23 protein-coding genes are annotated in these 24,452 nt (G+C 70.7%); 15 read left to right on the plus strand and 8 right to left on the minus strand.

All coding sequences use genetic code 11. The features are described from left to right. Window position 1 precedes the first annotated feature (1 nt). The 7 genes from ACIPY5_RS16155 to ACIPY5_RS16185 all read left to right on the plus strand — a co-directional run bounded on the left by ACIPY5_RS16155 (window position 2) and on the right by ACIPY5_RS16185 (window position 6,633). Entirely contained in the window at window positions 2-904 is a 903-nt protein-coding gene (locus tag ACIPY5_RS16155; RefSeq protein ID WP_400972414.1) for a prepilin peptidase, read from the plus strand. Window positions 905-938: 34 nt separating this feature from the next. After that, window positions 939-1,997: a pilus assembly protein PilM gene (gene pilM / locus ACIPY5_RS16160; RefSeq protein ID WP_400972416.1), complete on the plus strand. Its 1,059-nt coding sequence runs from the start codon at window positions 939-941 to the stop codon at window positions 1,995-1,997. Next, entirely contained in the window at window positions 1,997-2,674 is a 678-nt protein-coding gene (locus tag ACIPY5_RS16165) for a hypothetical protein (protein WP_400972418.1), read from the plus strand. Before pilM ends, ACIPY5_RS16165 begins: the two co-directional genes overlap by 1 nt. Beyond that, a complete protein-coding gene (locus tag ACIPY5_RS16170; RefSeq protein WP_400972420.1) occupies window positions 2,671-3,435 on the plus strand; it encodes a hypothetical protein in 765 nt (254 codons plus the stop codon). The genes ACIPY5_RS16165 and ACIPY5_RS16170 overlap by 4 nt, the downstream gene beginning before the upstream one ends. Further along, window positions 3,432-4,571, plus strand: a complete 1,140-nt coding sequence (locus ACIPY5_RS16175) for a type IV pilus twitching motility protein PilT (RefSeq protein ID WP_400972422.1) — start codon at window positions 3,432-3,434, stop codon at window positions 4,569-4,571. The genes ACIPY5_RS16170 and ACIPY5_RS16175 overlap by 4 nt, the downstream gene beginning before the upstream one ends. Continuing rightward, window positions 4,571-5,809, plus strand: coding sequence for a type II secretion system F family protein (locus tag ACIPY5_RS16180; RefSeq protein ID WP_400972424.1), 1,239 nt, complete (start codon window positions 4,571-4,573; stop codon window positions 5,807-5,809). The genes ACIPY5_RS16175 and ACIPY5_RS16180 overlap by 1 nt, the downstream gene beginning before the upstream one ends. Window positions 5,810-5,907: 98 nt before the next feature. Beyond that, a complete protein-coding gene (locus tag ACIPY5_RS16185) occupies window positions 5,908-6,633 on the plus strand; it encodes an NYN domain-containing protein (RefSeq protein ID WP_400972426.1) in 726 nt (241 codons plus the stop codon). 72 nt (window positions 6,634-6,705) lie between these two features. Here the strand turns inward: ACIPY5_RS16185 and ACIPY5_RS16190 are convergent, their stop codons facing one another. Next, on the minus strand, window positions 6,706-8,373 hold the full coding sequence (locus tag ACIPY5_RS16190) for a GspE/PulE family protein (protein WP_400972428.1): 1,668 nt from the start codon (window positions 8,371-8,373) through the stop codon (window positions 6,706-6,708). Window positions 8,374-8,555: 182 nt separating this feature from the next. On the opposite strand from ACIPY5_RS16190, the gene ACIPY5_RS16195 reads away from it, so the two are divergent. The 5 genes from ACIPY5_RS16195 (at window position 8,556) to ACIPY5_RS16215 (ending at window position 14,197) form a co-directional block, all read left to right on the plus strand. Beyond that, window positions 8,556-8,984: an SRPBCC family protein gene (locus tag ACIPY5_RS16195; protein WP_400972430.1), complete on the plus strand. Its 429-nt coding sequence runs from the start codon at window positions 8,556-8,558 to the stop codon at window positions 8,982-8,984. Between the two features lie 82 nt (window positions 8,985-9,066). Beyond that, window positions 9,067-11,034, plus strand: a complete 1,968-nt coding sequence (locus ACIPY5_RS16200; RefSeq protein WP_400972432.1) for a M13 family metallopeptidase — start codon at window positions 9,067-9,069, stop codon at window positions 11,032-11,034. Window positions 11,035-11,243: 209 nt separating this feature from the next. After that, on the plus strand, window positions 11,244-11,636 hold the full coding sequence (locus ACIPY5_RS16205) for a hypothetical protein (RefSeq protein WP_309339667.1): 393 nt from the start codon (window positions 11,244-11,246) through the stop codon (window positions 11,634-11,636). A 245-nt stretch (window positions 11,637-11,881) separates the two neighbouring features. Beyond that, on the plus strand, window positions 11,882-13,210 hold the full coding sequence (locus ACIPY5_RS16210; protein ID WP_400972435.1) for an alpha-hydroxy-acid oxidizing protein: 1,329 nt from the start codon (window positions 11,882-11,884) through the stop codon (window positions 13,208-13,210). Window positions 13,211-13,318: 108 nt separating this feature from the next. After that, window positions 13,319-14,197, plus strand: a complete 879-nt coding sequence (locus tag ACIPY5_RS16215) for an NAD(P)H-binding protein (protein ID WP_400972437.1) — start codon at window positions 13,319-13,321, stop codon at window positions 14,195-14,197. A 183-nt stretch (window positions 14,198-14,380) separates the two neighbouring features. Here the strand turns inward: ACIPY5_RS16215 and ACIPY5_RS16220 are convergent, their stop codons facing one another. Together ACIPY5_RS16220 and ACIPY5_RS16225 are read right to left on the minus strand one after the other, a co-directional pair. Beyond that, window positions 14,381-15,850 (minus strand): peptide MFS transporter, encoded by a 1,470-nt coding sequence (locus tag ACIPY5_RS16220; protein WP_400972439.1) that lies wholly within the window; start codon window positions 15,848-15,850, stop codon window positions 14,381-14,383. Window positions 15,851-15,896: 46 nt separating this feature from the next. After that, window positions 15,897-16,313: a VOC family protein gene (locus tag ACIPY5_RS16225; RefSeq protein WP_309339661.1), complete on the minus strand. Its 417-nt coding sequence runs from the start codon at window positions 16,311-16,313 to the stop codon at window positions 15,897-15,899. Window positions 16,314-16,456: 143 nt separating this feature from the next. Between ACIPY5_RS16225 and ACIPY5_RS16230 the strand changes: the two genes are divergently transcribed. Next, window positions 16,457-17,842, plus strand: coding sequence for a glycine--tRNA ligase (locus ACIPY5_RS16230; protein ID WP_400972441.1), 1,386 nt, complete (start codon window positions 16,457-16,459; stop codon window positions 17,840-17,842). 394 nt (window positions 17,843-18,236) lie between these two features. Here ACIPY5_RS16230 and ACIPY5_RS16235 read toward each other — a convergent pair whose 3' ends face one another. From ACIPY5_RS16235 to ACIPY5_RS16250, 4 genes are all read right to left on the minus strand, one after another. Then, entirely contained in the window at window positions 18,237-19,133 is an 897-nt protein-coding gene (locus tag ACIPY5_RS16235) for an RNA polymerase sigma-70 factor (protein ID WP_400972443.1), read from the minus strand. Continuing rightward, a complete protein-coding gene (locus ACIPY5_RS16240; RefSeq protein WP_400972445.1) occupies window positions 19,130-19,726 on the minus strand; it encodes a carboxymuconolactone decarboxylase family protein in 597 nt (198 codons plus the stop codon). The genes ACIPY5_RS16235 and ACIPY5_RS16240 overlap by 4 nt, the downstream gene beginning before the upstream one ends. A gap of 110 nt (window positions 19,727-19,836) precedes the next feature. After that, a complete protein-coding gene (locus ACIPY5_RS16245) occupies window positions 19,837-20,727 on the minus strand; it encodes a hypothetical protein (RefSeq protein WP_400972447.1) in 891 nt (296 codons plus the stop codon). A gap of 1 nt (window position 20,728) precedes the next feature. Continuing rightward, window positions 20,729-21,727: an SPFH domain-containing protein gene (locus ACIPY5_RS16250; protein ID WP_309341639.1), complete on the minus strand. Its 999-nt coding sequence runs from the start codon at window positions 21,725-21,727 to the stop codon at window positions 20,729-20,731. 88 nt (window positions 21,728-21,815) lie between these two features. Here ACIPY5_RS16250 and ACIPY5_RS16255 point away from each other — a divergent pair, with 88 nt between their 5' ends. Both ACIPY5_RS16255 and ACIPY5_RS16260 read left to right on the plus strand, forming a co-directional pair. Continuing rightward, a complete protein-coding gene (locus tag ACIPY5_RS16255) occupies window positions 21,816-22,496 on the plus strand; it encodes an NUDIX hydrolase (RefSeq protein WP_400972450.1) in 681 nt (226 codons plus the stop codon). Between the two features lie 109 nt (window positions 22,497-22,605). Then, the gene (locus tag ACIPY5_RS16260; protein ID WP_400972452.1) at window positions 22,606-23,424 is read left to right on the plus strand and encodes a serine hydrolase domain-containing protein; all 819 of its coding nucleotides are present in this window, start codon (window positions 22,606-22,608) and stop codon (window positions 23,422-23,424) included. Window positions 23,425-23,453: 29 nt separating this feature from the next. On the opposite strand, the gene ACIPY5_RS16265 is transcribed toward ACIPY5_RS16260, so the two are convergent. Next, the gene (locus ACIPY5_RS16265) at window positions 23,454-24,410 is read right to left on the minus strand and encodes a WYL domain-containing protein (RefSeq protein WP_309341642.1); all 957 of its coding nucleotides are present in this window, start codon (window positions 24,408-24,410) and stop codon (window positions 23,454-23,456) included. Between the last annotated feature and the right edge of the window lie 42 nt (window positions 24,411-24,452).

Here is a 24,452-nt window from a genome sequence, read left to right on the forward strand (position 1 = left end):
CATGGTGCTCGCCGTCGCCGGTCTCTACGGATTGGTCATCGGATCCTTCCTCAATGTCGTCGCGTATCGCGTGCCCGCTGGGATCCCTCTGGTCCGGGAGAGCCGGTGCCCGAGCTGCGGCGAGCACATCCGCTGGTGGCAGAACGTTCCCGTGGTCTCGTGGCTCGCGCTCCGAGGCCGGTGCGCAGCATGCACCGCGCGCATCAGCGGCCGCTACCCGCTCGTGGAGGCCGCCACGGGAGTCGCCTTCGCCGGAGTCGCGTGGTGGGCGTTGACGGCGGGTCCTTCCCGCGCCGTCGCCGCCGATGCGCCGTCCTCGTTCGGGGCCACCGGGCTCGCCGGAAAGGGCGGCCCCGCCGTCACGTGGTCGAGCGGGCCCGAGGTCTGGATCGTGCTGGTAGCGTTCCTCGGCTTCGCGGCCGTGTCGATCGTGCTCACCCTCATCGACCTCGACACGCGCCGGCTGCCGAGCGCGATCGTCCTGCCGAGCATCGCGGGAGGAGTCGTGCTGCTGGGCGCGGCCGCCGTGGTCGCCGCGGCGACCGGATCCTCCGAGGCCGGATGGGGGGACCTGCTGCGCGCGCTCGCCGGCGCTGCGATCCTCTACGCCTTCTACTTCACGCTGCGGCGGATCAAGCCGCGCGGGATGGGCGGGGGAGACGTGCGGCTCGCGGCCCTGGTCGGCCTCTACCTCGGGTGGACGGGCTGGGGCGCGCTCGCCGTGGGGGCCTTCGCGGCCTTCCTGCTCGCCGGGATCTACGCCGGCGTGCTGATGCTGCTGCGACAGGTCGGGCGCAAGACGGCGATCCCGTTCGGCCCGTGGATGATCGCCGGAGCCTGGGCGGGGATCGCGCTCGGCGAGCCGGTGTGGCGCTGGTATCTCGGACTGCTGGGGATGCACTGAGCCGCGACGGCTCAGCGGGGGAAAGGGAGCGGACATGGCGAAGAGTCACGTGGGCGTGGAGATCACGGAGGAGAGCGTCCGTGCGGTCGAGGTGAGCCTCGACCGCCAGCCGCAGGTGCTGGCATACGGGGAGGTCGTGCTGCCCCCGGATGCGGCGCACGACTCGGAGGTGCTCGACCAGGGCGCCGTCGCCGTCGCGATCCGGCAGCTCTGGAACCTCGCGAAGATCGGATCCAAGTCGGCGACCCTGGGCATCGCGAGCCGCCGGGTGCTGGTGCGCGAGCACACCACGACCGCCATGGCGCCGGAACTGCTGCGCCAGGCCCTGCCGTTCCAGGTGCAGGATCTTCTTCCCGTGCCGGTCGCGCAGGCCGTGCTGGACTACTACCCGATCTCGCAGCAGGGCGATCAGCTGCACGGGCTGCTCGTCGCCGCGGTCTCCGAGACGATCGAGTCGATGATCGCCTCCTTCGCCCGGGCGAAGATCCGCGTGGACGGCGTCGACCTCGGGGCGTTCGGGCTCGCGCGCGCCGCCGCCAGGGTCGTGCCGGAGGGCACGGCGGCGGTGGTCCACATCGGAGACCACACCACGCAGATCGTCATCCTGCGGGACGGGATCCCTGATTTCGTCCGCATCACGCCCGTCGACCTGGAGACCGTGGCGGTACGGAGGCGTGCGGCGCAGATGGTCGCGCCCGACGGGGCGGGGGATGGAACGTTCGTCGCCGCCGGCGCCCTGGATCCGGCTCGCCTCGTCGTCGCGGATCTCGCCGGCGCCGCCGGCATCGTGCCGCACGGTGCACTCCGCTCCGACACGGCGCTGCGCCCGGTCGCGGACGTGATCGGCCGGATACGGAGCACCCTGTCGTTCTATGCGAACAGACCGGCGGCCCCTCCCGTGGGACAGGTGCTGCTGTGCGGGGCGGGATCCGCCGTCGACGGCGTTCTCGCCGGGCTTGCGGAAAGCGTCGAAGTGCCGGTCCGCATGCTCGGCATCGCGGATCTGCTGCCGATGCGAGTCCCGGAACCGACCGGAGAGCTCGCCCTCAACCTGGTGAGCACGCTCGGGCTCGCCCTCGGGAAGGAACGCTGATGGCACGCACCGTCGCTGTCGCGCCCGGCGGGGTGCCCCGGGTCGACCTGCTGCCCCGGTCCGAGATCGAGCGCAGGGAGCGCGAAGCGCTCTCCGCCGTCTGGGTGCGGATCTGCCTGCTGGCCGTCCTGCTCGCGGCGGTGCTGATCGGTGGCGCGTTCGTCTGGAACCTCTTCGCGCAGCAGCGGTTGTCGGCGGAGCAGGATCGCTCGCAGCAGCTGATCGGTCAGATCGCCGCGCTCTCCGACGTGAGCAAGGCGCTCGCGACCGAGAGCGAGCTGCAGAGCTTCCGTGCGGATGCGATGGGATCCGACTTCGCCTGGAGCGGCATCCTGGACAAGGTCCGCGCCTCGCTGCCCGCGGGCGCCTCGCTGACCGGGTTCGCGCTGACCCCGGGGGCGTCGCCGGCCGCGACGAGCGGCGAGGACGCGACGCAGAAGGAGAGCGCGGCGAAGAAGGCCCTCGGGCTCACCGGGACGCTCACGATCGACAGCCCGACAGCGGTGGATCTGGGGTCGTACGTGCGCTCCTTGCGCGGCGTCACCGGCGTCCTCTCCGCCGACGCGAACGCGACGACCAGCGGCGCGTCGGCCGTGGGCCGCTTCACCTACAAGGTGGACATCACCTTCGATCAGACGGTCTACTCCGGCCGCTTCGCGGAGGAGGCGAAGAAATGACCAAGTCCTTGATCACGCTCATCGGCGCGATCGTCTCCATCGCCATCGTGGCCCTCGCCGTGGTCTTCGGCGTGCTGCCGCTGCTCGGACAGTCGTTCACCGCACTCGGCGACACCGCACAGGCCGGGACGACGAACCAGGCCTACGAGAAGCAGATCTCCGATCTGCAGAAGCAGAAGGCGCGCAAGGACGAGATCGACGCGTCGGTCTCGGACCTGCGCGCGGAGATCGCCGCGGTGCCCGACCTCGATCAGGCGTTCGACGTCATCTCCGGTTCGGCGCAGAACGCCGGAGTGGTCATCACCAGCATCACCCGCGGCGATCTCGCGGCCTACGTCGCGCGCACGGCGCCGATCGAGGCGGGACCCGCGGCCGCCGCGGCCGCCAAGAAGGCCCCGTCGGCACCGCAGCCGACGCCGCAGCCGACGAGCGCGTCGGATCCGGTAGGGGCGGCGAACAGCACGGCGGCGCAGGCGAACAGCAGCGCGGCCCAGACATCGCAGGCCGCCGGGGCCGGCTCGTCCGCCGCACCGACCCCGGTCGCGGCGGCGCGGCAGCAGATCCCGATCGCGGTCGTCGCCAACGCGTCCGACATGACCGCCGTGCAGGCATTCCTGGACGGGCTGCGCGGATCGGGCCGGCTGCTCGGGGTCGACAAGGTGGACGTCACGGGCAGCGACGGCAGCTTCGTCGTGAACCTGGATGTGCTCGCCTTCTTCAGCCCGGACGCGGCGGCCCCGACCGCAGGAGCCTCGAAGTGAGCGCCGCGGAGCTCACGCGCATCCTCGCGATCGGCGCCCGTGCCGGCGCGAGCGACGTGCACGTCACCGCGGGGGCCGCGCCGCTCATGCGGGTCGACGGCGACCTCGTGCCCGTGCCGCGGCATGAGCATGTGCTCAGCGCCGACTGGGTCGAGCAGGCCGCCTACGACCTCATGACGCCGGCGCAGCGGGAGGAGTTCGCCACCCACCACGAGGTCGACCTGGCCCACGCCGTGGACGAGATCGGGCGCTTCCGCGTGAACGTGTTCCGCCAGCTCGGCGAGATCGCGATGGCACTGCGCTACATCCCCGACCGCGTGTTCAGCCTCGAGGAGCTCGGCGCTCCGGCGATCGCGTACGACCTGGCGCTGCGCCCGCGCGGCCTCGTGCTGCTCACCGGCCCGACCGGATCCGGGAAGTCGACGACGCTCACGGCCATGGTCGACATCATCAACGCGACCCGCCCCGTGCACGTCGTGACGATCGAGGATCCGATCGAGTTCCACCACACCAGCCGGCGCGCGCTCATCCACCAGCGCGAGGTCGGATCCGACACGGCCTCCTTCGCCGAGGCGCTGCGCCGCGTGCTGCGGCAGGACCCCGACGTGATCCTCGTCGGCGAGCTGCGCGACCCGGAGTCGATCTCAACCGCCCTGTCGGCCGCGGAGACCGGCCACCTCGTGCTCTCCACGCTGCACACGCAGGGCGCGGCGAAGTCCGTCAACCGCATCGTCGACGTGTTCCCCTCCGACCAGCAGCACCAGATCCGCACCCAGCTCGGCGACACGCTGCAGGGCATCATCAGCCAGACGCTGCTCCCGCGCGCGCAGACGGCGGGGCGCACGATCGCGACCGAGGTGCTGATCAACACCCCCGCGGTCGCGAACCTGATCCGGGAGGGCCAGGTGTCGCAGCTGTACTCGACGATGCAGTCGAGCCAGTCCGTCGGCATGCACACGCTCGACCAGGACCTGCGCCGGCTCGTGGGCGACGGCGTGATCGCCGCGCACGTCGCGCGCACCTTCGCCGTGGATCCGAAGTCGATCGACGGCGTGCACGTGAAGCCCGCGGATCTGGACGCGGAATCGTGGTCGACGTTCGCCGCCGGCCGGCAGCTCGAGGAATGGGGATCCTGATGGCCGGGGTGCAGGAGTACGAATACCAGGCGCTCGACGTGGCCAGCGCGCAGACCGTCAAGGGCACCATGGACGCGGCGAGCGACAGCGCGGTCGCGGCCAAGCTCCGCGCGCAGGGCCTCACGCCGCTGCGCGTCGCGCCGGTCGCGAAGACGGGTCTGCATCGTGAGATCTCGCTGCCATCGCTGCGCAAGGGCGTCTCGGCGAAGACCCTGGCGATCTTCTCCCGCCAGATGGCGGCGCTCATCAACGCCGGACTCCCGCTGCTGCGCACCCTCACCGTGCTGGCGGAGCAGGCGGACGACAAGAAGCTGCAGCAGGTGCTCGTCATCGTGCAGACCGACGTGGAGTCCGGATCCTCCCTGTCCGCGTCGATGGGACGGCACCCGCAGGTGTTCCCGCCGCTCATGGTCTCGATCATCCGCGTCGGCGAGGCGGGCGGCTTCCTCGGCAAGGCGCTCACGTCGATCGCGGAGACCTACCAGCGGCAGGCCGATCTGCACGCGAAGATCCGCGCCGCCACGACCTACCCGCTCGTGGTGCTCGTCATCGCGATCCTCGGCGTCACCGCGATGCTGATCTTCGTCGTCCCGGTGTTCAAGAACATGTTCGCGGGACTCGGGACGAGCCTGCCGCTGCCGACGCAGATCCTCGTGACGGTCTCGGAGAACATGCGGTGGATCGCGCCCGCGGTCGCCGTGCTGCTGATCGCGCTGTGGATCTGGTGGGCGCGCAACCGGTACACGGACGCGTACCGCAAGGTGGTCGACCCGTTCCTGCTGAAGCTGCCGATCTTCGGCAAGCTGCTGACGAAGATGGCCGTCGCGCGCTTCACCCGGAACCTGTCGATGATGCTCGACGCCGGCGTGCCGATCATCCAGGCGCTCTCGATCGTGGGGCAGGCGTCGAACAACTGGAAGATCGAGCAGACCGTGCGCGACATCCAGGAGTCGATCCGCGGAGGGCGCTCCTTCGCCGCCCCGCTCGCCGCGGCCGAGGTGTTCCCCGCGATGGTGTCCCAGATGGTCGCGGTCGGCGAGGAGTCCGGCACCCTCGCCGAGATGCTCGGCAGCATCGCCGACTTCTATGAGGACGAGGTCGAGACCGCCACCGAGCAGCTGTCCTCGCTCATCGAGCCGGTCCTGATCGTCGGACTCGGCGTGGTCATCGGTGGCATGGTGATCTCCCTCTACCTGCCGATCTTCACGCTCTACGGCGACCTGGCGAAGCAGCACTGAACGGGAGCCCGGTCCCTGAATCCGACGAAGGGGAAGACCTGATCTGTCTTCTCCACAGGCCCGTCGACGGCGACGTCCGCGACGCTACGGTGGTGGCCATGAGGGTCGGGGTGTATGTTGACGGGTTCAACCTGTACTACGGTGCGCACGCCCAGCTGGGCAGCCGGGCGGGCTGGAAATGGATCGACCTGCGCACCCTGGCGATTCGATATGCGTCCTGGCAGGGTGCAACGGTGGATCGGGTGGTCTACTGCACGGCCCGAGTCAACGATCCGGACGATCCCGGGCAGACCTCCCGGCAAGACTTCTACCTCAGAGCCCTGATGGCCAGCGGTTCGGTGGATGTGATCGAAGAGGGCTACTACGCCTCCTGGTCGGCCGAGTCGGTCCTGACAGCGGAGAAGGCCGGGACGCGGGCTCCGACGGTGATGCGCGACCCCTCCGCGCTCCTCACCTGGTCATCGGATCTGCGGGTTCGGCGCACCATGGACGGTGCGCTGCTCGCGACGGTGCGGAAGCGCGAGGAGAAAGGATCCGACGTCAACGTCGCGACACACCTGCTTGCGGACGTTCTCCAGAAGCGGGTGGAGGCGGCGATCATCATCTCGAATGACTCCGACCTCGCGTTACCCATTCGGATCGCGCGCGAACACGTGCCCATGGGCATCATCAACCCAGGAAGGAAACCTCTGGCGGGTGCCTTGAAGGGGCGCCCGAACGACGGAGTAGGGCGCCATTGGTGGCGCCGCCTGGACATCTCGGATCTGCAGCAATGCCAGCTGCCGGACTTCGTCGAGGGAATCCACAAGCCTCGCGGATGGTGAGGCCGGGGATGACTGTCGTGTGCTAATCTCAAGGCACCAACCCGCCTCTCCATGTGAGGGCGGGTCTTTTCTTTACACCGAGACGCGCAGCACCTCTTCGATCGTCGTGATGCCCTGAGCCACCTTCGCCCAGCCGTCGTCGCGCAACGGGATCATCCCCTGTTCGAGGGCGATCTCGCGCAACTCGCCACCGGTCGCGCGCCCGACGAGCGCCTGCTCGATGCGGTCGGTGATCTCCATCGCCTCGTGCAGCGCGACCCGGCCGCGGTAGCCCGTGCTGGAGCACGCGGCGCACCCCACGGCCCGGTGCACGGTGGCGCCGTCGATGAGGTCCTGCGGCATGCCGACGGCCTCGAGCATCGCGCGGTCGTCGTCGATCGGCTGGCGGCACTTGATGCAGAGCCGCCGCGCCAGGCGCTGCGCGATCACCGCGCTCAGCGCCGTCGCCACGAGGAACGGCTCGGTGCCGATCTCGACGAGCCGGGTGAGCGCACTCGGGGCGTCGTTGGTGTGCAGGGTCGACAGCACGAGGTGCCCGGTCAGCGCCGCCTCGATCGAGATCGCCGCGGTCTCGCGGTCGCGGATCTCGCCCACGAGCACGACGTCCGGATCCGCCCGCAGGATCGAGCGCAGCGCCGTCGCGAACGTGAGGCCCGCCCTCGGGTTGACCTGGATCTGGTTGATGTCCGGGATCCTGTATTCGACCGGATCCTCGACCGTGATCACGTTCACGCGCGGGTTCGCGACGGCCCGCAGCGCCGTGTAGAGCGTCGTGGACTTGCCGGATCCGGTAGGTCCCGTCACCAGCACCATGCCGTGCGGGCGGGAGATCGCCTGCGTGAAGCGCTCCTCGTTGCGGTCGGAGAACAGCAGGTCCGACATCAGCATGACCTGCCCGCTGTTGTCGAGGATGCGCATCACGATCTTCTCGCCCCACACCGTCGGCAGGGTCGCCACGCGCAGGTCGACGCTGCGCCCCTCGTGCAGCACCGAGATGCGCCCGTCCTGCGGCACGCGCTTCTCGGCGATGTCGATCGAGGACATGATCTTCAGCCGTGAGATGACGCCGTCCTGGATGCTGCGGTCCGCGCGCTGCATCTCGTGCAGCACGCCGTCGATCCGGAACCGGACGGTGAGCCGGTGCTCTCCCGGCTCGATGTGGATGTCGCTCGCACGGTCGTTGATCGCCTGCGTGATGAGCAGGTTCACGAACCGCACCACGGGCGCATCCGCGTCCTGATCGTCGAGCTGCTCCGTGAACACGACGTGCGCGGAGGTCGACGCCTCTCCGATCTGCTCGGACAGGTCGGTGAGCTCCTCGTCGGAACGCAGGAACCGCTCGAACGCCTGGTTCAGCGCCTCACCGGTCACCACGACGGGGCTCACCCGGAGGTCGGTGATGCTGGCGACGTCATCGAGGGCGATGATGTCGGTCGGATCCAGCATCGCGACCGTCAGCTGATCGCGGTACTGCCGCAGCGGCAGCAGGCGGTATCGCCGGCACATCACCCCCGGCACGAGCGAGATGACCTCGGGATCCAGCGGATACGCCGACAGATCCACGAAGGGCGTGCCGGTCGCCACCGACACCGCCTCCGCCAGCTGGGCCTCGTTGACCAGGCCGCGCCGGAGCAGGTACTCCGGCAGTGCGTCGCCGTCCCCGACCGCCGACACCGCGGAGGTCACATCATCGGCGCGCGCAGCGCCGGTCAGCACGAGCATCTGCCCCAGGCCGCGCATGGGATCCCCATCCCGCGGCGCCCCACACGCCGCTCCTGTGCTCATCCTAGAACCGCGGGGCCGTTCGCGGCAGGGTCGATATTCCGGTCGACACGGTGAATCAGCCGAAGCACGGGAAAGGCCTCGCGGATCCTCGGTCGCGCCCTCTGTACCGCGGACGATCCGGGCGCGATACTGGCCTCATGCCCACCGCATCCCGGTCGATCGAGATCGCCGCACCCATCGAAACCGTCTTCGCGTTCTTCACGGATCCGAGCAAGGACCCGACCTGGCGCGCCGGCGTCAAGGAGATGCAGGCGCAGGGCGCCCCCGCCGTCGGGACGACCGTTCATCAGGTGATCGCGGGTCCCGGCGGCCGATCGATCGACGCCGACATCCGCGTCACCGAGTACGCGGCGCCGCGCCGCTACGCCTTCGCCACGATCGCGGGGCCGGTGCGTCCGGTCGGCAGCTACTCCTTCGAGGAGACCGAGAGGGGCACGCGCGTCACGTTCGCGCTGTCCGTCGAGCTGGGCGGCCTGAAGAAGCTGTTCATGAGCGGTCCCGTGCAGAAGAGCATGGATGGCGAGATGGCCGCGCTCGACAAGGCGAAGGCGCTCCTGGAGGCCTGAGCGAACCGCCCCGTCGCTCTCCTGCTCCTGTTCTCGCGCTCGATCGGCGAGTCCGTCGGTCCCGGCGCATAGGCTGGGCCTCATGACCGACGTTCTTCCCTCCGGCCTCGCCATCGGCGACTTCGACCCCGCGATCCGCCCTCAGGACGACCTCTACCGGTACGTGAACCACACGTTCCTCTCCACGACCGAGATCCCCGCCGACAAGGCGCGCTGGGGATCCTTCCACCTCCTCGCCGATCAGTCCGAGAAGGACGTGCGCGCGATCATCGAGGAGGCGCAGGGCGCAGAGTCCGGCACCGAGGCGCGCAAGATCGGCGACCTGTTCGCGAGCTTCATGGACACCGAGCGCATCGCCGCTCTCGGCACCGCTCCTCTGGCCGAGCCCCTCGCCGCGGTCGACGCGATCTCCACGATCGACGACTTCCTCGCGACCATCGGATCCTTCGACCGCCAGGGCATCGCCGCCCTCATCGGCGTGTTCGTGGAGCCGGACCCCGGCAACCCGGAGCGCTATGTGCCGTTCGTGGTGCAGGCGGGCATCTCGCTGCCCGACGAGAGCTATTACCGCCTGGACAGCTTCGAGGCCACGCGCGCGGCCTACCGGGCGCACCTCGAGCGGATCCTGGGCCTCGCAGGCGTCGCGGACGCCGCAGGCCAGGCCGACCGCGCCTTCGCGCTCGAGCACGACATCGCGGGGCACCACTGGGACAACGTCGAGAGCCGTGACGCGGTGAAGACGTACAACCTGAAGAGCTGGGACGAGTTCCAGACGCTGGTCGGCGTCGACCTCGCCTCCTGGCGGGACGCGGTCGCGGGTCCCGCCGGCGCGGACGCCTTCGCCGAGGCGGTCGTCTACCAGCCGAGCTTCTTCGAGGGCCTCGGATCCCTGCTCACCGCGGAGCGCCTGGACGACTGGAAGGCCTGGTTGCGCGCCAAGGTCGTGCACGGCCTCGCCGCCTACCTCACGGACGACATCGTGCAGGAGAACTTCTCCTTCTACGGCACCGAGCTCACCGGCGTCCCGACCATCCGGGAGCGCTGGAAGCGCGGCGTCTCGCTCGTCGAGGGCGCGCTCGGCGACGCGGTCGGCAAGGTCTACGTCGAGCGGCACTACCCGCCGGCGGCGGAGCAGGCGATGGGCGAGCTCATCGGCAACCTGCTGGAGGCCTACCGGCAGTCGATCACCACGCTCGAGTGGATGAGCCCGGAGACCCGGGAGAAGGCGCTCGCCAAGCTCGACACGTTCACCCCGAAGATCGGGCACCCGAAGGTCTGGCGCGACTACTCGACCGTCACGGTCGACGCGGGCGACCTCGTCGGCAACGCCGGCCGCGCCGCGCAGTTCGAGCACGATCGCACGATCGGCAAGGTGGGCAAGCCCATCGACCGCGACGAGTGGTTCATGCCGCCGCAGATGGTGAACGCGTACTACAACCCGCTCATGAACGAGATCGTGTTCCCCGCGGCGATCCTGCAGTACCCGTTCTTCGACGCCGGACGCGACGCGGCGGCGAACTACGGCGGGATCGGATCCGTCATCGGTCACGAGATCGGCCACGGCTTCGACGACCAGGGCAGCCGGTACGACGGCGATGGCAAGCTGCAGGACTGGTGGACGGACGAGGATCGCGCCGCGTTCGAGGAGCGCACGAAGTCGCTCATCGCGCAGTACGACGCGCTGGTGCCGGAGGGCCTGAGCGCCGAGCACCACGTGAACGGCGCCCTCACGATCGGCGAGAACATCGGCGATCTCGGCGGACTCGGGATCGCGCTCAAGGCGTACGAGATCGCGCTCGGCGGCGCGGAGGCGCCCGTCATCGACGGCCTGACCGGCGTGCAGCGCCTGCTGCTCTCCTGGGCGCAGGTGTGGCAGCAGAAGAGCCGCGAGGCCGAGACGATCCGCCTGCTCACGATCGACCCGCACTCGCCCAACGAGTTCCGCTGCAACCAGATCCTGCGCAACATCGACGCCTTCTACGAGGCGTTCGACGTGACCGAGGCGGACAAGCTGTGGCTCGCTCCCGAGGAGCGCGTCACGATCTGGTGACCTCTCGCCGCTTCCGCGATGCGACGCCCGCCCCGGCCTGTGCCGGGGCGGGCGCGTCGTTTCGGGCCCTTCCCGGGGGGCGTCGAGCGAGAACGGCCGGAGGCCGCGCGGGACGGGACGCGGCTTCCCGCGAGCGCGCGTCGTTTCGTCCTCGGCTCGCGGCGTTGGCGGCGCCCGGCCGTGGCTCGTCCGTCGGCTAGGCTCGCCGGATGATCCCCGCAGACTGGACCCCGCATCGCCGTGAGGACGGCGAACTCCTGGGCTGGATCCGCCCCGCAGGCGCCGACTGGCTCGCCGTCGACGTGCTCGGACGCGAGCTCACCGGCGAGATCGACTGGCTCGACGCCGAGGCCGCGCTCGAGGAGCACGGGATCCGCTGGCTCGCGGATCCGTGGGTCCTCGAGGGCGAGGCCGAGGGGCCGCTGCGGGTGCAGATCGTGGAGGTCGTGCCCGAGGGCGAAGGTCGGATCACGGTCAAGATCGACGACTTCGGCGACATGCAGCGCCCGCCGACCCAGCGCTACACCCTGGCCTGGCCGCTCCCCGCGCGTCTGCGACCGCACGGTCCCGGCGACCCCGACGGTCGCACGATCACGCGGTAGATCCCCGGGGGCTCGGCGCGTCGTGTTCTCCCGTTCGGTTTGGGGCGCACCTCCTTCGGTTTGGGGCGCATTCCTTCGTTTTGGGGCGCGCCACGCCGCTCTCGGCGGGCATGACGCGCCCCAAAACGGAGGAACCCGCCCCGAAACGCGGTTCAGACGCCGTCCGAGAGGGAGGAGGACCCCACCGCGTCCGAGGTGCAGGCTAGCCTGAGCGTCAGCGGACGAGGTCGTCCCGAGGAGGTCTCATGGTCGGTGCCGTCACTGCTCCGGATGATCCGGCCGCTGCGCGGGGGATCGCGCGGCGAGCCCAGTCCGACGTCTACCGCGCGGGCGTGAGCGGCGCCCGGCCCGCCGTCCCGACCCAGCCGGCGGCGCTCGAGGAGGCCGCCCGATCCGCGCTCAGCCCGGAGGCGTTCGCCTACATCGCGGGCGGGGCGGGCGCCGAGCGCACGGTCGCCGCGAATCGGGCGGCGTTCGAGCGCTGGCAGGTCTGGCCGCGTCCGCTGCGGGATGTCTCCGTGCGCGACCTGGGCACGCGCTTCCTCGGCGTCGACCGACCTACGCCGCTGCTGCTCGCGCCGCTCGGGGTCATGGAGCTCGCGCACCCCGATGCGGATCTGGCCGTCGCTCGGGCAGCCGCCGCGATGGGGGTGCCGTATGTGCTGTCAAATCAGGCCTCGGTCCCGATGGAGCGCGTCGCGGCGTCGGTGCCCGGCGGGGCGAGGCTGTTCCAGCTCTACTGGTCCGCATCCGACGAGCTCAACGCGTCACTGCTGCGCCGCGCCGAGGCCGCCGGCGCCGAGGCGGTCGTCATCACCCTCGACACGCATCTGCTGGGCTGGCGCACGCGCGACCTCGACCTCGGATACCTGCCGTTCACGCGGGGCATGGGAATCGCCCAGTACACGTCGGATCCGGTGTTCCGGGATCTCGTCCGCGCGCGGGCGGGATCCTCGACCGGTGGATCCAAGGTGCGGGTCACCGCGAAGACGATCGCTGCGGGGATCTCGATCGCACGCAACGGCGCCGCGGTCACGGGATCGCCGAGCCTGCGCGAGAACCTGCGTTCCCCGCTGCCCCGACTCGCGGTCGAGACCTTCCTCGACGTCTTCTCCACGCCCGCCCTCACCTGGGAGGATCTGGTGAAGGCCCGCGACTGGACCTCGCTCCCGCTCATCCTCAAGGGCATCGTGCATCCCGACGATGCCGCGCGCGCGGTTGACGCGGGGCTCGACGGCGTGTGGGTGTCGAACCACGGCGGGCGCCAGATCGACCAGTCCGTGCCGACGCTGGAGGCGCTGCCGGGGATCGTGGAACGCGTCGCCGGCCGCATCCCGGTGATCTTCGACTCCGGAGTGCGCGGCGGAGCGGACGTCTTCATCGCCCTCGCGCTCGGCGCGACGATGGTGGCGCTCGGTCGCCCCTATGCGTACGGACTCGGGATCGCCGGGGAGACCGGCGTGCGCGAGGTGATCCGCAACGTGCTCGCCGAGCTCGACATCACGCTGGGACTCGCCGGACTCACGGCCGTGCGCGACGCGGATCCGTCTGCCCTCCGGCGCGCGAACGCCTGAAAGCAACGGCGGACCCGGATCCGGGAGCGAGCGGATCCGGACCCGGAAGCCGGCACGAGCGGATCCGGATCCGGGAATATCCACGAAGGCGCGGCGTTCGCGAAAGGCATGAAGGTTCTTCTCACCGGCGCGACCGGCTACATCGGCACTTCCGTCCTCGACCGGCTGCTCGCGGAAGGTCACACCGTGACCGCGCTCGTCCGTGATGAGGCGAAGGCGAGCGCCGTCGAGGCGGCGGGGGCGACCGCGCTCATCGGCGATGTCTCGGATTCCGCGCGCGTGGCAGAGGCTGCGGCCGCGGCGGATGGCGTCATCCACACGGCATCGACGCCCGAGGGAGACGCCGCGTTCATCGACGCCGTGCTCGGCGCGCTCGAGGGCACGGGCAAGCCGTTCGTGCACACCGGCGGGATCTGGAGCTACGGCACGGCGAGCGACATCACGGAGGAGACGCCGATCGACCGGCCCGCTCTCACGGCCTGGCGCGGTGCCGGGGAGGCGAAGGTGCTCGGCGCCTCCGGCGTCCGCGGCACGGTCGTGGCGCCCGCCGCGGTCTACGGCCGCGGGGGCGGCCTCGTGCGGATCCTCACCGACGCGACCGAGGGGGGAGTTCTCCTGATCGGCGACGGCAGCCAGCACTGGACCAGCGTCGACGTCGACGACCTCGCCGCACTGTACGTCCTCGCGCTCGAGAACGGCCGCGCGGGCGAGACCTACATCGGCGCCTCCGGACAGAACCCGACGATCCGCGAGATCGGCGAGGCGATCGCATCCGGATCCGGCGTGGCAGAGGGCGTCCGTGCGGAGAGCGTCGAGCAGACGCGCGCGCGGCTCGGCGAGGCGTTCGCCGACGCGCTGCTGCTCGACGAGCAGGCCTCGGGGGCGAAGGCGCGCGCGGAGCTCGGCTGGGCCCCGACCGCGCGCCCGCTCCTGGAGCAGCTCGCCGACGGCACGTACCTGGACGAGAGCGTGGTCACCCAGGCCTGATTCCCGGACGCTTGCGCTGAGTTCGGGGCGCACTTCGCCGGTTTGGGGCGCATCAGGTCGGGGGATCCTGGCGGGATGCGCCCCAAACCGGGAGGGTGCGCCCCGAACCGGTCCCGACCTGGGCATCCGAACCGGAGCCGCCCCGAATCAGCGCAAGCCCGAATCAGCGCATGCCACCCGTGGTCAGCGCACGCCCTTCATGAGCGCGAGCACGGGCTTGACCGACACGAGCAGGCCGATGCCGACGACGATCGCGATCGCGCCGAGGATCGAGAAGTACGGGACCTCGTTGTGCGGGTCGTAGAACTGCACGAGCCAGCCCGAGATCGCGGTGCCGAGCGAGACCGACAGGAAGAACAGCGCCACCATCTGCGTGTGGAACGCGGTCGGGGCGAGCTTGGTCGCCGCCGAAAGGCCGATCGGCGAGAGCAGCAGCTCGGCGACGGTGAACACGAACAGGATCCCGATGATGGCCAGCAGCGGGGTGGAGTTCGCGGCCCCGCCGGCGAACGGCAGGAACAGCAGGAACGCGGCGCCCATGATGATCGCGCCGAGTGCGAACTTCACCGGCGTGGACGGCTGGCGGGCGCCGAGCTTCGTCCAGATCGCGGCGAAGACCCCCGACAGCACGATGATGAAGACCGGGTTGATCGACTGCACCCAGGAGACCGGCATCTCCCAGCCGAACAGGTCGCGGTTCAGGCGCTCGTCCGAGTACACCGTCAGCACCGTGAACTGCTGCTGGTACAGCGACCAGAACGCGACGCTCGTGACGAACAGCGGCAGGAAGCCCCACACGCGCGAGCGCTCGGTCGCGTCGATGCGGCGGCTCGTGAGGATCACTGCGAAGTAGGCGATCGCCGCGACAGTGGCCGCGATGATCACGACCGTGGCCAGGTTGGCCGCCGTGATCACGCCGGTCAGCACGAGTGCGGCGATGATCAGGATCCCGGCGATCGCGATGACGACCGCCGTCGCGTAGCGGTTGCGCGGCAGCGGGTTCGCGATGCGGCTCGCCTCGGCCGGCAGCCCGCGCCGTCCGAACGAGTACTGCACGAGCCCGGCGGCCATGCCGACCGCGGCGAGGCCGAAGCCGAAGTGGAAGCCGAGGGTCGACTGCAGCAGGCCGGTGAGGATGGGCCCGAAGAAGCCGCCGAGGTTGATGCCCAGGTAGAACAGCGAGAAACCGGCGTCGCGCCGCGGATCCTCGGCCGAGTACAGGGTCCCGACCACGGAGGTCGCGTTGGCCTTGAGGCCGCCGGATCCGATCGCGACGAGCACCAGACCGACGCCGACGCCGACGACGCCCGGCAGCAGCGCGAGGGCGATGTGTCCCGCCATGATCACGATCGCGCTGAAGAACAGCGTGCGCTCGGAACCGAGGATCCGGTCCGCGACCCAGGCGCCGAGGATCGTCGCCAGGTAGACGGATCCGCCGTACGCGCCGACGATGCCGCCGGCGACGCCCTTGTCGAGCCCGAGTCCTCCGTCGGTGACGGAGTAGTACAGGTAGATGAGCAGGATGCCCTGCATGCCGTAGAAGCTGAACCGCTCCCACATCTCGACCCCGAACAGGTGGGCGAGGGCCCACGGCTGCCCGAAGAACCGGGTGTCGCGTTCGCCGTGTGGGCGGGCTTCCTGTGCGGTGCTCATCATTCCAGGGTAAGCGCGGGCGGATCCCACCGGGGAACCGGCGAGGTCAGCTCGCTGGTGCGAGCACGAAGGCCCCGGTCTCGCCGGGGTTCATCGCGATCTCCCATCGGAAGCCGTCGGGGTCTGCGAAGTAGCCGGAGTACCCGCCCCATTCGCGGTGCAGGGCGGGCGTGACGGGAGCGCCCAGCGCCGCCGCCTCGGCGAGCACCGCGTCGACCTCGGCGTCGCTCGCCACGTTGTGGGCCAGGGTGAGCGGGGCGATACCGGGTGCGGGCGGCGCCCCGATCTCGGCGGTGAACCCCTCGACGCTCCAGAGCGACAGGATCATCCGCTCCGCGACGGGAAGCATCAGGACCTCGTCCGCTTCGAAGATCGGCTGCCATCCGAGACCGTCCACATAGAACGCCCTGCTGCGCGCGACGTCGGCGACGGCCAGGGTGATGAAGCTCACTCGCTGTTCCATGGGGGCCATGGTGCCAGGGGCCTCGGACATCGGTTGCGGCGTGCGCCGACTGCGTGCCCTCTCACGCCCCGGAGGGCACCGATAGGATTGATCCGCGCCTCTTCGTGCGCATTCCCCGCATCATCGCGACCATTGGAGCCACCGTGGCCGAACAGTCCCGTCTTGACAAGGTCATCGCCCTCGCCCGCCACCGCGGGTTCGTCTTCCAAGCGGGTGAGATCTACGGCGGTTCCCGCTCGGCCTGGGACTACGGCCCCCTCGGCACCGAGCTCAAGGAGAACATCCGGCGGCAGTGGTGGCAGACCTTCGTGCGCGGCCGCGGCGACATGGTGGGCCTCGACTCGTCGATCATCCTGCCCAAGCGCGTGTGGGAGGCGTCCGGTCACGTCGCGACCTTCACGGATCCGCTCGTCGAGTGCCTGCAGTGCCACAAGCGGTTCCGCGCCGACACCCTCATCGAGGACTTCGAGGCCCGCAAGGGCCGCCCGGCCGAGAACGGCCTGGCCGACGTGCCCTGCCCGAACTGCGGCACCAAGGGCCAGTACACCGAGCCGAAGGCGTTCTCGGGCCTCGTGAAGACGTATCTCGGGGTCGTCGACGACGAGTCGGGCGTGTACTTCCTGCGTCCCGAGACCGCGCAGGGCATCTTCGTGAACTTCTCGAACGTGCTCACCGCGAGCCGCAAGAAGCCGCCGTTCGGCATCGGCCAGGTGGGCAAGGCGTTCCGCAACGAGATCACCCCCGGCAACTTCATCTTCCGCACGCGCGAGTTCGAGCAGATGGAGATCGAGTACTTCGTGCCGCCCGCCGAGGCGCAGGAATGGTTCGAGCACTGGGTGCAGGAGTGCTGGGACTGGTTCATCGACCTCGGGATCAACCCGGAGAACATGCGTCAGTTCGACGTGCCGGAGGAGGACCGCGCCCACTACTCGGCCGGCACGATCGACGTCGAGTACCGCTTCGGCTTCGCGGGCAAGGAGTGGGGCGAGCTCATGGGCGTCGCGAACCGCACCGACTACGACCTGTCCAGCCACAGCGAGGCCTCCGGGTCGTCGCTCACCTATTTCGACCAGGCGTCCGGTGAGAAGTACGTCCCGTACGTGATCGAGCCCTCGTTCGGCCTCACCCGCTCGATGATGGCCTTCCTGGTCGACGCCTACGTCGAGGAGGAGGTGCCGAACGCCAAGGGCGGCACCGACGTGCGCACCGTGCTGAAGCTCGACCCGCGCCTCGCCCCGGTCAAGGTCGCAGTGCTGCCGCTCTCGCGCAATGAGCGCCTCTCGCCGCTCGCCCGCGAGGTCGCCGACAAGCTCCGCGGGCACTGGGCGATCGACTTCGACGATGCCGGAGCGATCGGCCGCCGCTACCGCCGCCAGGACGAGATCGGCACCCCGTTCTGCGTCACGATCGACTTCGACTCGCTCGACGACGACGCCGTGACCGTGCGCGACCGCGACACGATGGCGCAGGAGCGCGTGCCGCTCGCCGAGCTCGACGCCTACCTCTCGGAGCGCCTGAAGGGCGCCTGAGCCATCCCGGTCGCCGAAGCGCGGTTCCCCTCGCGGGGGACCGCGCTTCGCGCATCCGGCCCGGAGTTCGACGGGATTCCCGGGCGCGCGGTGCTCGGTTCTGGGGCGCCTCGCGCCGGCTTGGGGCGCGTGAGGTCGGGAGATCCCGGCGTGGCGCGCCCCAAGACGGGAGAGTGCGCCCCAAAACGTTGGCACGGTCCGGATCTGGACGGGTCACGTGACATCCGATGCCGCGCGCTCGGTGGGTCCACGGACCGTTTGGGGCGTATCCCCGCAGTTTGGGGCGCGTGAGGTCGGGAGATCCCGGCGTGGTGCGCCCCGAAACGGGATGGTGCGCCCCGAAACGGGCGAGTGCGCCCCAAAACCGGAGTGCGCGCCGGGATCCGGCGGCGGGTCAGCGGGCGAGCGGCGCCTCGGCGTCGAGACCCGCGAGCTTCTCCGGATTGGCGACCGAGAACACCCGGGTGATGCGACCGTCCTCGACGGCGAAGCTCACCGCCGCGAGCAGCTCGCCGCCGACCTGGATCCCCGCGCCGAGCATGCCGTTGACGCGCAGGGGAACCACCGCGAAGGCCGTGTCGAGCTTCGTGATGCTGCCCTGCAGGAACGCCACGACGCGCTCCGCTCCGTGCAGCGGCCGCCGGGCCGCGTGCCGGACGAGTCCGCCGCTGTCGGTCACCGACACCACGTCGGGGGCGAGCACGTCCATGAGCGACTGCACGTCGCCCGAGTTCATGACCGCGATGAAGCGCTCCACGACGCGATCGTGCTCGGAGGCGTCGACCGCGACGCGCGGGCGGCGCGCGGCGACGTGGTCACGGGCGCGGTGCGCGATCTGCCGCACCGCGGCGGGCGTCTTGCCCACGGCCTCGGCGATCTCGTCGAACGGGACGTCGAACACCTCGCGCAGCACGAACACCGCGCGCTCGGTCGGCCCGAGGGTCTCGAGCACGGTCAGCATCGCGAGCGAGACGCTCTCGGCCAGCACCACGTCGTCGGCGACATCGGGCGTGGTGCGCAGCGGCTCCGGCAACCACGGACCGACGTACTCCTCGCGCCGGCGCGAGGCCGTCCGCAACTGATTGAGCGCCTGCCGTGTGACGATCCGCACCAGGTAGGCGCGCGGATCGAGCACCTCGCCGCGGTCGTCGGCGGACCAGCGCAGCCACGATTCCTGCAGCACGTCCTCGGCGTCGGCCGCGGATCCGAGCATCTCGTACGCGACCGTGAACAGCAGGCCGCGGTGCGTGATGAACGGATCCTCGGGCGCCGGCCGGCTCACGTCGCTCATGCCGGCGACGTTACGCGGGTCTCGCCCCGCGTCGCCAGGGGTGCGAGCCCGCAGGCGTCCGCGAAGCCGTCGGAGTGGATCCCGAGCGCGATGTTGGACCGGGCCGTCGCGTTGAGGTAGCCGACCTTCGCGGCGAGCTCGAGCAGGGCGGGGGCGCCCAGCTCCGCGAGCAGTGCGTCGGAGAGCTCGTCGGTGACCGCGGGCGGCGTCAGGCTCATCGCCTCGGCGTACTCCATCACGAGCCGCTCCCGATGCGAGAACCGAGTGGATTCGCGCCAGATCGGCACCTCGCGGGCCTTCTCCTCGTCCAGCCCCTTGTCGTGGGCCATGAAGTAGTGCAGGTCGAGGCAGAAGCTGCAGCCGACGGTCGCCGCCGCGGTCATGGTGGCCAGCGTCGACAGGTTCTTGTCGAGCTCGTGCCACTTCTCGGTCTTGCGGCCGAAGTTCATCATGTCGGTGAACACGGGGCGGTGATGCCAGAGCACCCCGATCGAGTCCGGCACCCGGCCGAACATCTTCTTCGTGGCGAACTCCACCACGGCGCCGTACAGTCCGGTCACCTCGGTCGCGGGGATGCGGGCCTGAGTCGTCATGATCTGCTCCTTCTGCGGCACGGTTCTCGCGCCTTCGAACATGAAGACACCGCCCGGGCCGGATGTGTGACATCCGGATCCCGGTTCCGGCCCACGACCTCGCCGCCGGCTCAGGAGACCACGGTGCGCAGGGTGCGCCGGCTGACGCCGACCGTCACCCGTTGACCCCACCCGAGGCTCAGCCGGTCGCTCTCGATCCCGTCGCCGAACGCGACGAGGGTGTCCGACTCGACCCGCAGCGCGAGAGGCGCGTCGCCGTCCAGCCGTCCTGCGATGAGGTCGGCGCCCGTGGTGGGGGAGGGCCACGGCTCGCGGACGAACCACGCCAGGGCCTCCTCGGTCGGCTCAGGCAGGGGGAGTCGCGGAGCCTGGATCCGAGCGATCGACCGGCACCAGCCGGAGGCGCCGGTTCCCGTGCCGATGATGATCCCGGAGGACGACTGACGCTCCGTCTCGCCGGCGACCTCGAGCAGATACCGCGCCGACTGGTGGCCCGGCTGTCCGATCATGATCTCGTTCAGCGCGATGAGGGACTGGCCGTCGTCGCTGCGCACCTCGACCATGGTGCGCTCCTGCATCACCGCGCTGCCGTCGCCGACGCGCGCGAGCAGCGCCGCGGTCGCGGCGGGCGCATGCGGGACGAGCACGCCCGCATTGCGCCCCGGCGCCGGATCCACGCCGATCACGGGTTGGTCGTGGAGGTACTTCGCGACGTTCGCGACGAGGCCGTCCTGTCCCACGACGAGCACGACGTCCTCGGGCTCGAACGCGAACCGGGGGAGGTCGGCGCGCTCGACCGCAGCGCGCCGCCAGTCGGAGGGGATGCCGGCGGCGACGGCGGTGAGGGCCGCGTGGAGGTCGTCGTGCCGGGCCGACACCTCGCTGGGTGACTGATCGCGCTGCTGGAGGAAGAACGCGACCTGACCGCGGGTGCCGTGCCGCGCGATCAGTTCGGTCCATTCGCTCGCCCGATGCACGATGACGGCGCGGGGGGCGACCATCTCAGCGGCCTCCGCCGAGGCGTCCGAGCAGGTCGTTCAGCAGATCGGGGGTGATCGTGAGGTGGTCGATCGCGGGCAGGTTTCCCGCGAGCTCGCGCATCGCCAGGGCCGTGAGCACCGCGGTGGGCACGTCCCGCACGGCGTCCATCCTGGCGCGTTCTGCGGCTGCCGCCGCTTCGCCCGTCGCGCGCGCCGCGTCGGCCTGCGCCTCGGCGGCGGTTCGGATGCGTCCTGCCTCGGCCTCGGCGGCGATCGCGGACGCGGCCGCGGCCTGTTCCGCCTCGATCCGGGCGTTGCGCCCGCGCGTGGCCACAAGCTCCTCCTGGCGGCGGGCGAGCTCGACCTGGTTCGCCAGTTCGTTCTCGCCGATCGCCGCCTCGCGTTCGACGGCCCGTGCGCGCCGTGCGAAGGTCGCCTTGTCGGCGTCCTGCTGGATCGCCTCGCGTGCGGGGGTCTGCATCGCCCGCTCCACGTCGGGTTCGGCGCGCAGCAGCGCGAAGCGCACTCCGACGATCTCCACACCCAGATCGGCCAGTCGTGCATCGGCCGCGAGGATCCCGGTCGCCCGGGTGCCGAGCGTGGCGAGATCGCTGAGAAGGGCCTGCTCCAGCGGCTGCGCGGCCAGCAGGTGCACCACCGCAGCGGTCGCGGCGCCGTAGAGCGGGGCAGCGATGGCGTCCAGCGGCTGCTCGGACCATGCTCCGGTGCGCAGGTCGATCGAGAAGTCGATGCGCTGCGCCGCGAGGGCGGGATCCACGATCCGGTACGTGACGGTGATGGGCGCGGACAGCTGCTGCAGGTCGGCGGTGCGCAGCGCGACGACGACGGCCAGTTCGCGGTCGTCCATCGGGATCTCGCTGATCGCGGCGTCGAGCGGGCGGAACCAGAACGCCTGACCGGCGCCGGCGTGCCGCACCGAACCGCGGTGCAGATGCTGCACGTGCATGGTGGGCGCGGCGCTGAGGTGCCGGATGAACGGGGCCTTGGTGATGGTGGCCATGATGTCCTCCTCGATGTTTATGTCACTATGACGATAAGCCGGCATCCCCATTCATGTCAAGATGACGATAAGCGGGTAGGATGACGACATGTCCCCGTTCTCCTCCGCGGTCGCCGTCGACCTCGTCGTGCTCACGATCCGCGATCGCGTGCTGCAGCTGCTCCTCGTGGAGCGCGGCATCGAGCCGTTCGCCGGGGGCTGGGCGCTCCCCGGCGGGTTCGTGCTCGACGACGAGGATCTCGAGGGCGCCGCCTACCGCGAGCTCGGGGAGGAGACCGGCGTGACGCAGGGGGTGCACCTGGAGCAGCTGCGCTCCTACGGCGCTCCCCGGCGCGACCCTCGCGGCAGGGTGGTCAGCGTCGCCTGGCTCGCGCTGGCGCCGGGGCTGGGCGAGGCCCTCGCCGGATCCGATGCGAGGCAGGCGCGGTGGTGGCCGGTGTCCGAGGTCGAGAGCGGCGCGGTCGCGCTCGCCTTCGACCACGCGCGGATCCTCGCCGATGGGATCGAGCGCGCCAGGGCGAAGCTGGAGTACTCGGCGCTCGCGAGCGCGTTCTGCCCGCCGGAGTTCACGATCGCGCAGCTGCGGGCGGTGTACGAGGCCGTCTGGGGGGCCGAGATCGACCCCCGGAACTTCCATCGGAAGGTCACCGGATCCCCCGGCTTCCTCGAGCCCACCGGCGGGATCGCGCGCGACGGCGGCCGTCCGGCGCAGCTGTACCGGCCGGGCGACGTCGGCGTGCTCCAACCGCCGCTCACCCGGCCTTCCTGATCCCGCGAGAAACCAGATCGCACACGAGACCCCACAACCGCCGTGGTGTCTCGAGCGGGAGGTGGTTTCTCGCGGGAGGAGGGCATCGGACCCATGGGACGATGGATCCGTGGAGACGACGACCTTCGCCGCGACCGACGGCTTCCCGCACACCGCCCTCGTCGGGGTCACCGGGCCCGACGCGACCCTCGCGGTGCAGGGCGATCCGCAGGCCGTGCTCCCGCTGGCGTCCGTGACGAAGCCGCTGACCGCCTGGGGCGTCCTCGTGGCGGTCGAGCGCGGGCTCGTGGATCTGGACGAGCCGGCGGGACCCGCGGGCGCGACCGTGCTGAACCTGCTCGATCACACGAGCGGGCTGCCGATGGAGGGATCCGAGCCGCAGAAGACCCCGGGCGAGCGCCGTATCTACTCGAACGCCGGGTTCGATGCGCTCGCCGCGCACGTCGCCGACGCCGTGGGCATGGACTTCGCGGACTGGATGCTGCGCGAGGTGACGCTCCCGCTCGGCATGGAGCGCGCCGACGTGACCGGCCGCCCGTCGGCCGGGGCGTCCGCCTCGATCGAGGACCTGCTGATCTTCGGCCGAGAGGTGCTGCGTCCCGTGCTCATCCCCGCCGCGCTGCGGGATCTCGCGCTCACCGTCTCGCACCCCGGGTTGCGCGGTCTCGTGCCCGGCTACGGGTCCTACCCGGACAACCCGTGGGGCCTCGGCTTCGAGCTCAAGGGCGTCAAGAGCCCGCACTGGCTGAGCGACGCGCTCCCGCCCGAGACCGCGGGGCACTTCGGGGCACTCGGCAGCTTCCTGTTCATCGACCGCTCGCGCGACGTCGCGGCAGCGTTCCTCTCCGGCGTTCCGTTCGGCGAGGAGCACAAGCGGATCTGGCCCGGGCTCACCGAGGAGATCGTCACGCGCTACGGCCGCGGCTGAGCAGCAGGAGCGCGGCGGATGCGGATCCTTCAGGATCCCGCGACGGCCCTGGCATAGCGTTCGGACAGCAGCCGCAGTCGCGGGATCAGCTCCGGAGGGCTCTCCACGGTGAAGTCCATCATCAGCATCCCGATGTAGGCGGCGACGGTGTCGAGACTGTCCGCTCCGGTGACCAGGACGCAGTGGTCGGCGTCGAGCGGCTCGACCACGCCGACCGTCGGGTTGATGCGGTCGAGCACGCTCTGCGCCGAGGCGTCCACGCGCAGCCGCGCATGCACCTTCCAGCCGCTCGCCGCGATTGTCCGCATCGCGAAGGCCGTGTAGTCGCCGCCCGGGAGCGGCTGCGGGGCGAACGGGCGTCGCGTCGGCATCCGCAGCGACATCCAGTCGACCCGGTAGGTTCCCCAGGATCCGTCCTGTGGATCGCGGGCGACGAGGTGCCACCGCCGCTGCCAGCTTAGCAGCCGGTACGGCTCGACGAGCACGGGGCCGTCCTCGTAGTCGAAGCGCAGCCACTCGGCGTCGCGGATCGCGGCGGCGACGGCCCGCAGCACGGCGGGATCGACCTCGGGGTCGGGCGCATCGGTGCCGACGTTCTCCTGCCCGCGGTCGACCGTGGATCCGAGCGCCTCCACGGTGGGTCGCAGATGGGCTGGGAGCACCTGCTCGATCTTGGCGAGCGCCCGGGCGCGGACGTCCTCGATGCCGGCGATGCCCGCGGCGGCCTGGAGGCCGACCGTCACCGCGACGGCCTCCTCGTCGTCGAGCAGCAGGGGAGGCAGGGAGCCGCCGGCGCCGAGGCGGTAGCCGCCGACCGCGCCGCGCGTCGCATCCACCGGGTAGCCGAGCTCGCGCAGCCTCTCGATGTCGGCGCGCACCGTGCGACCGCTCACGCCGAGGCGCTCGGCGAGCTCGGTCCCGGTGCGGGCGGATCCGGTCTGCAGCAGCGAGAGCAGCGCGAGCAGGCGCGCGGAAGGTCCGGTCACGGGGCCTCCGATCGATGTGATCTATTAGGAGCATATCCAGCC

The sequence above is a fragment of the Microbacterium sp. NPDC089698 genome (assembly GCF_044749045.1).
GTDB lineage: Bacteria > Actinomycetota > Actinomycetes > Actinomycetales > Microbacteriaceae > Microbacterium.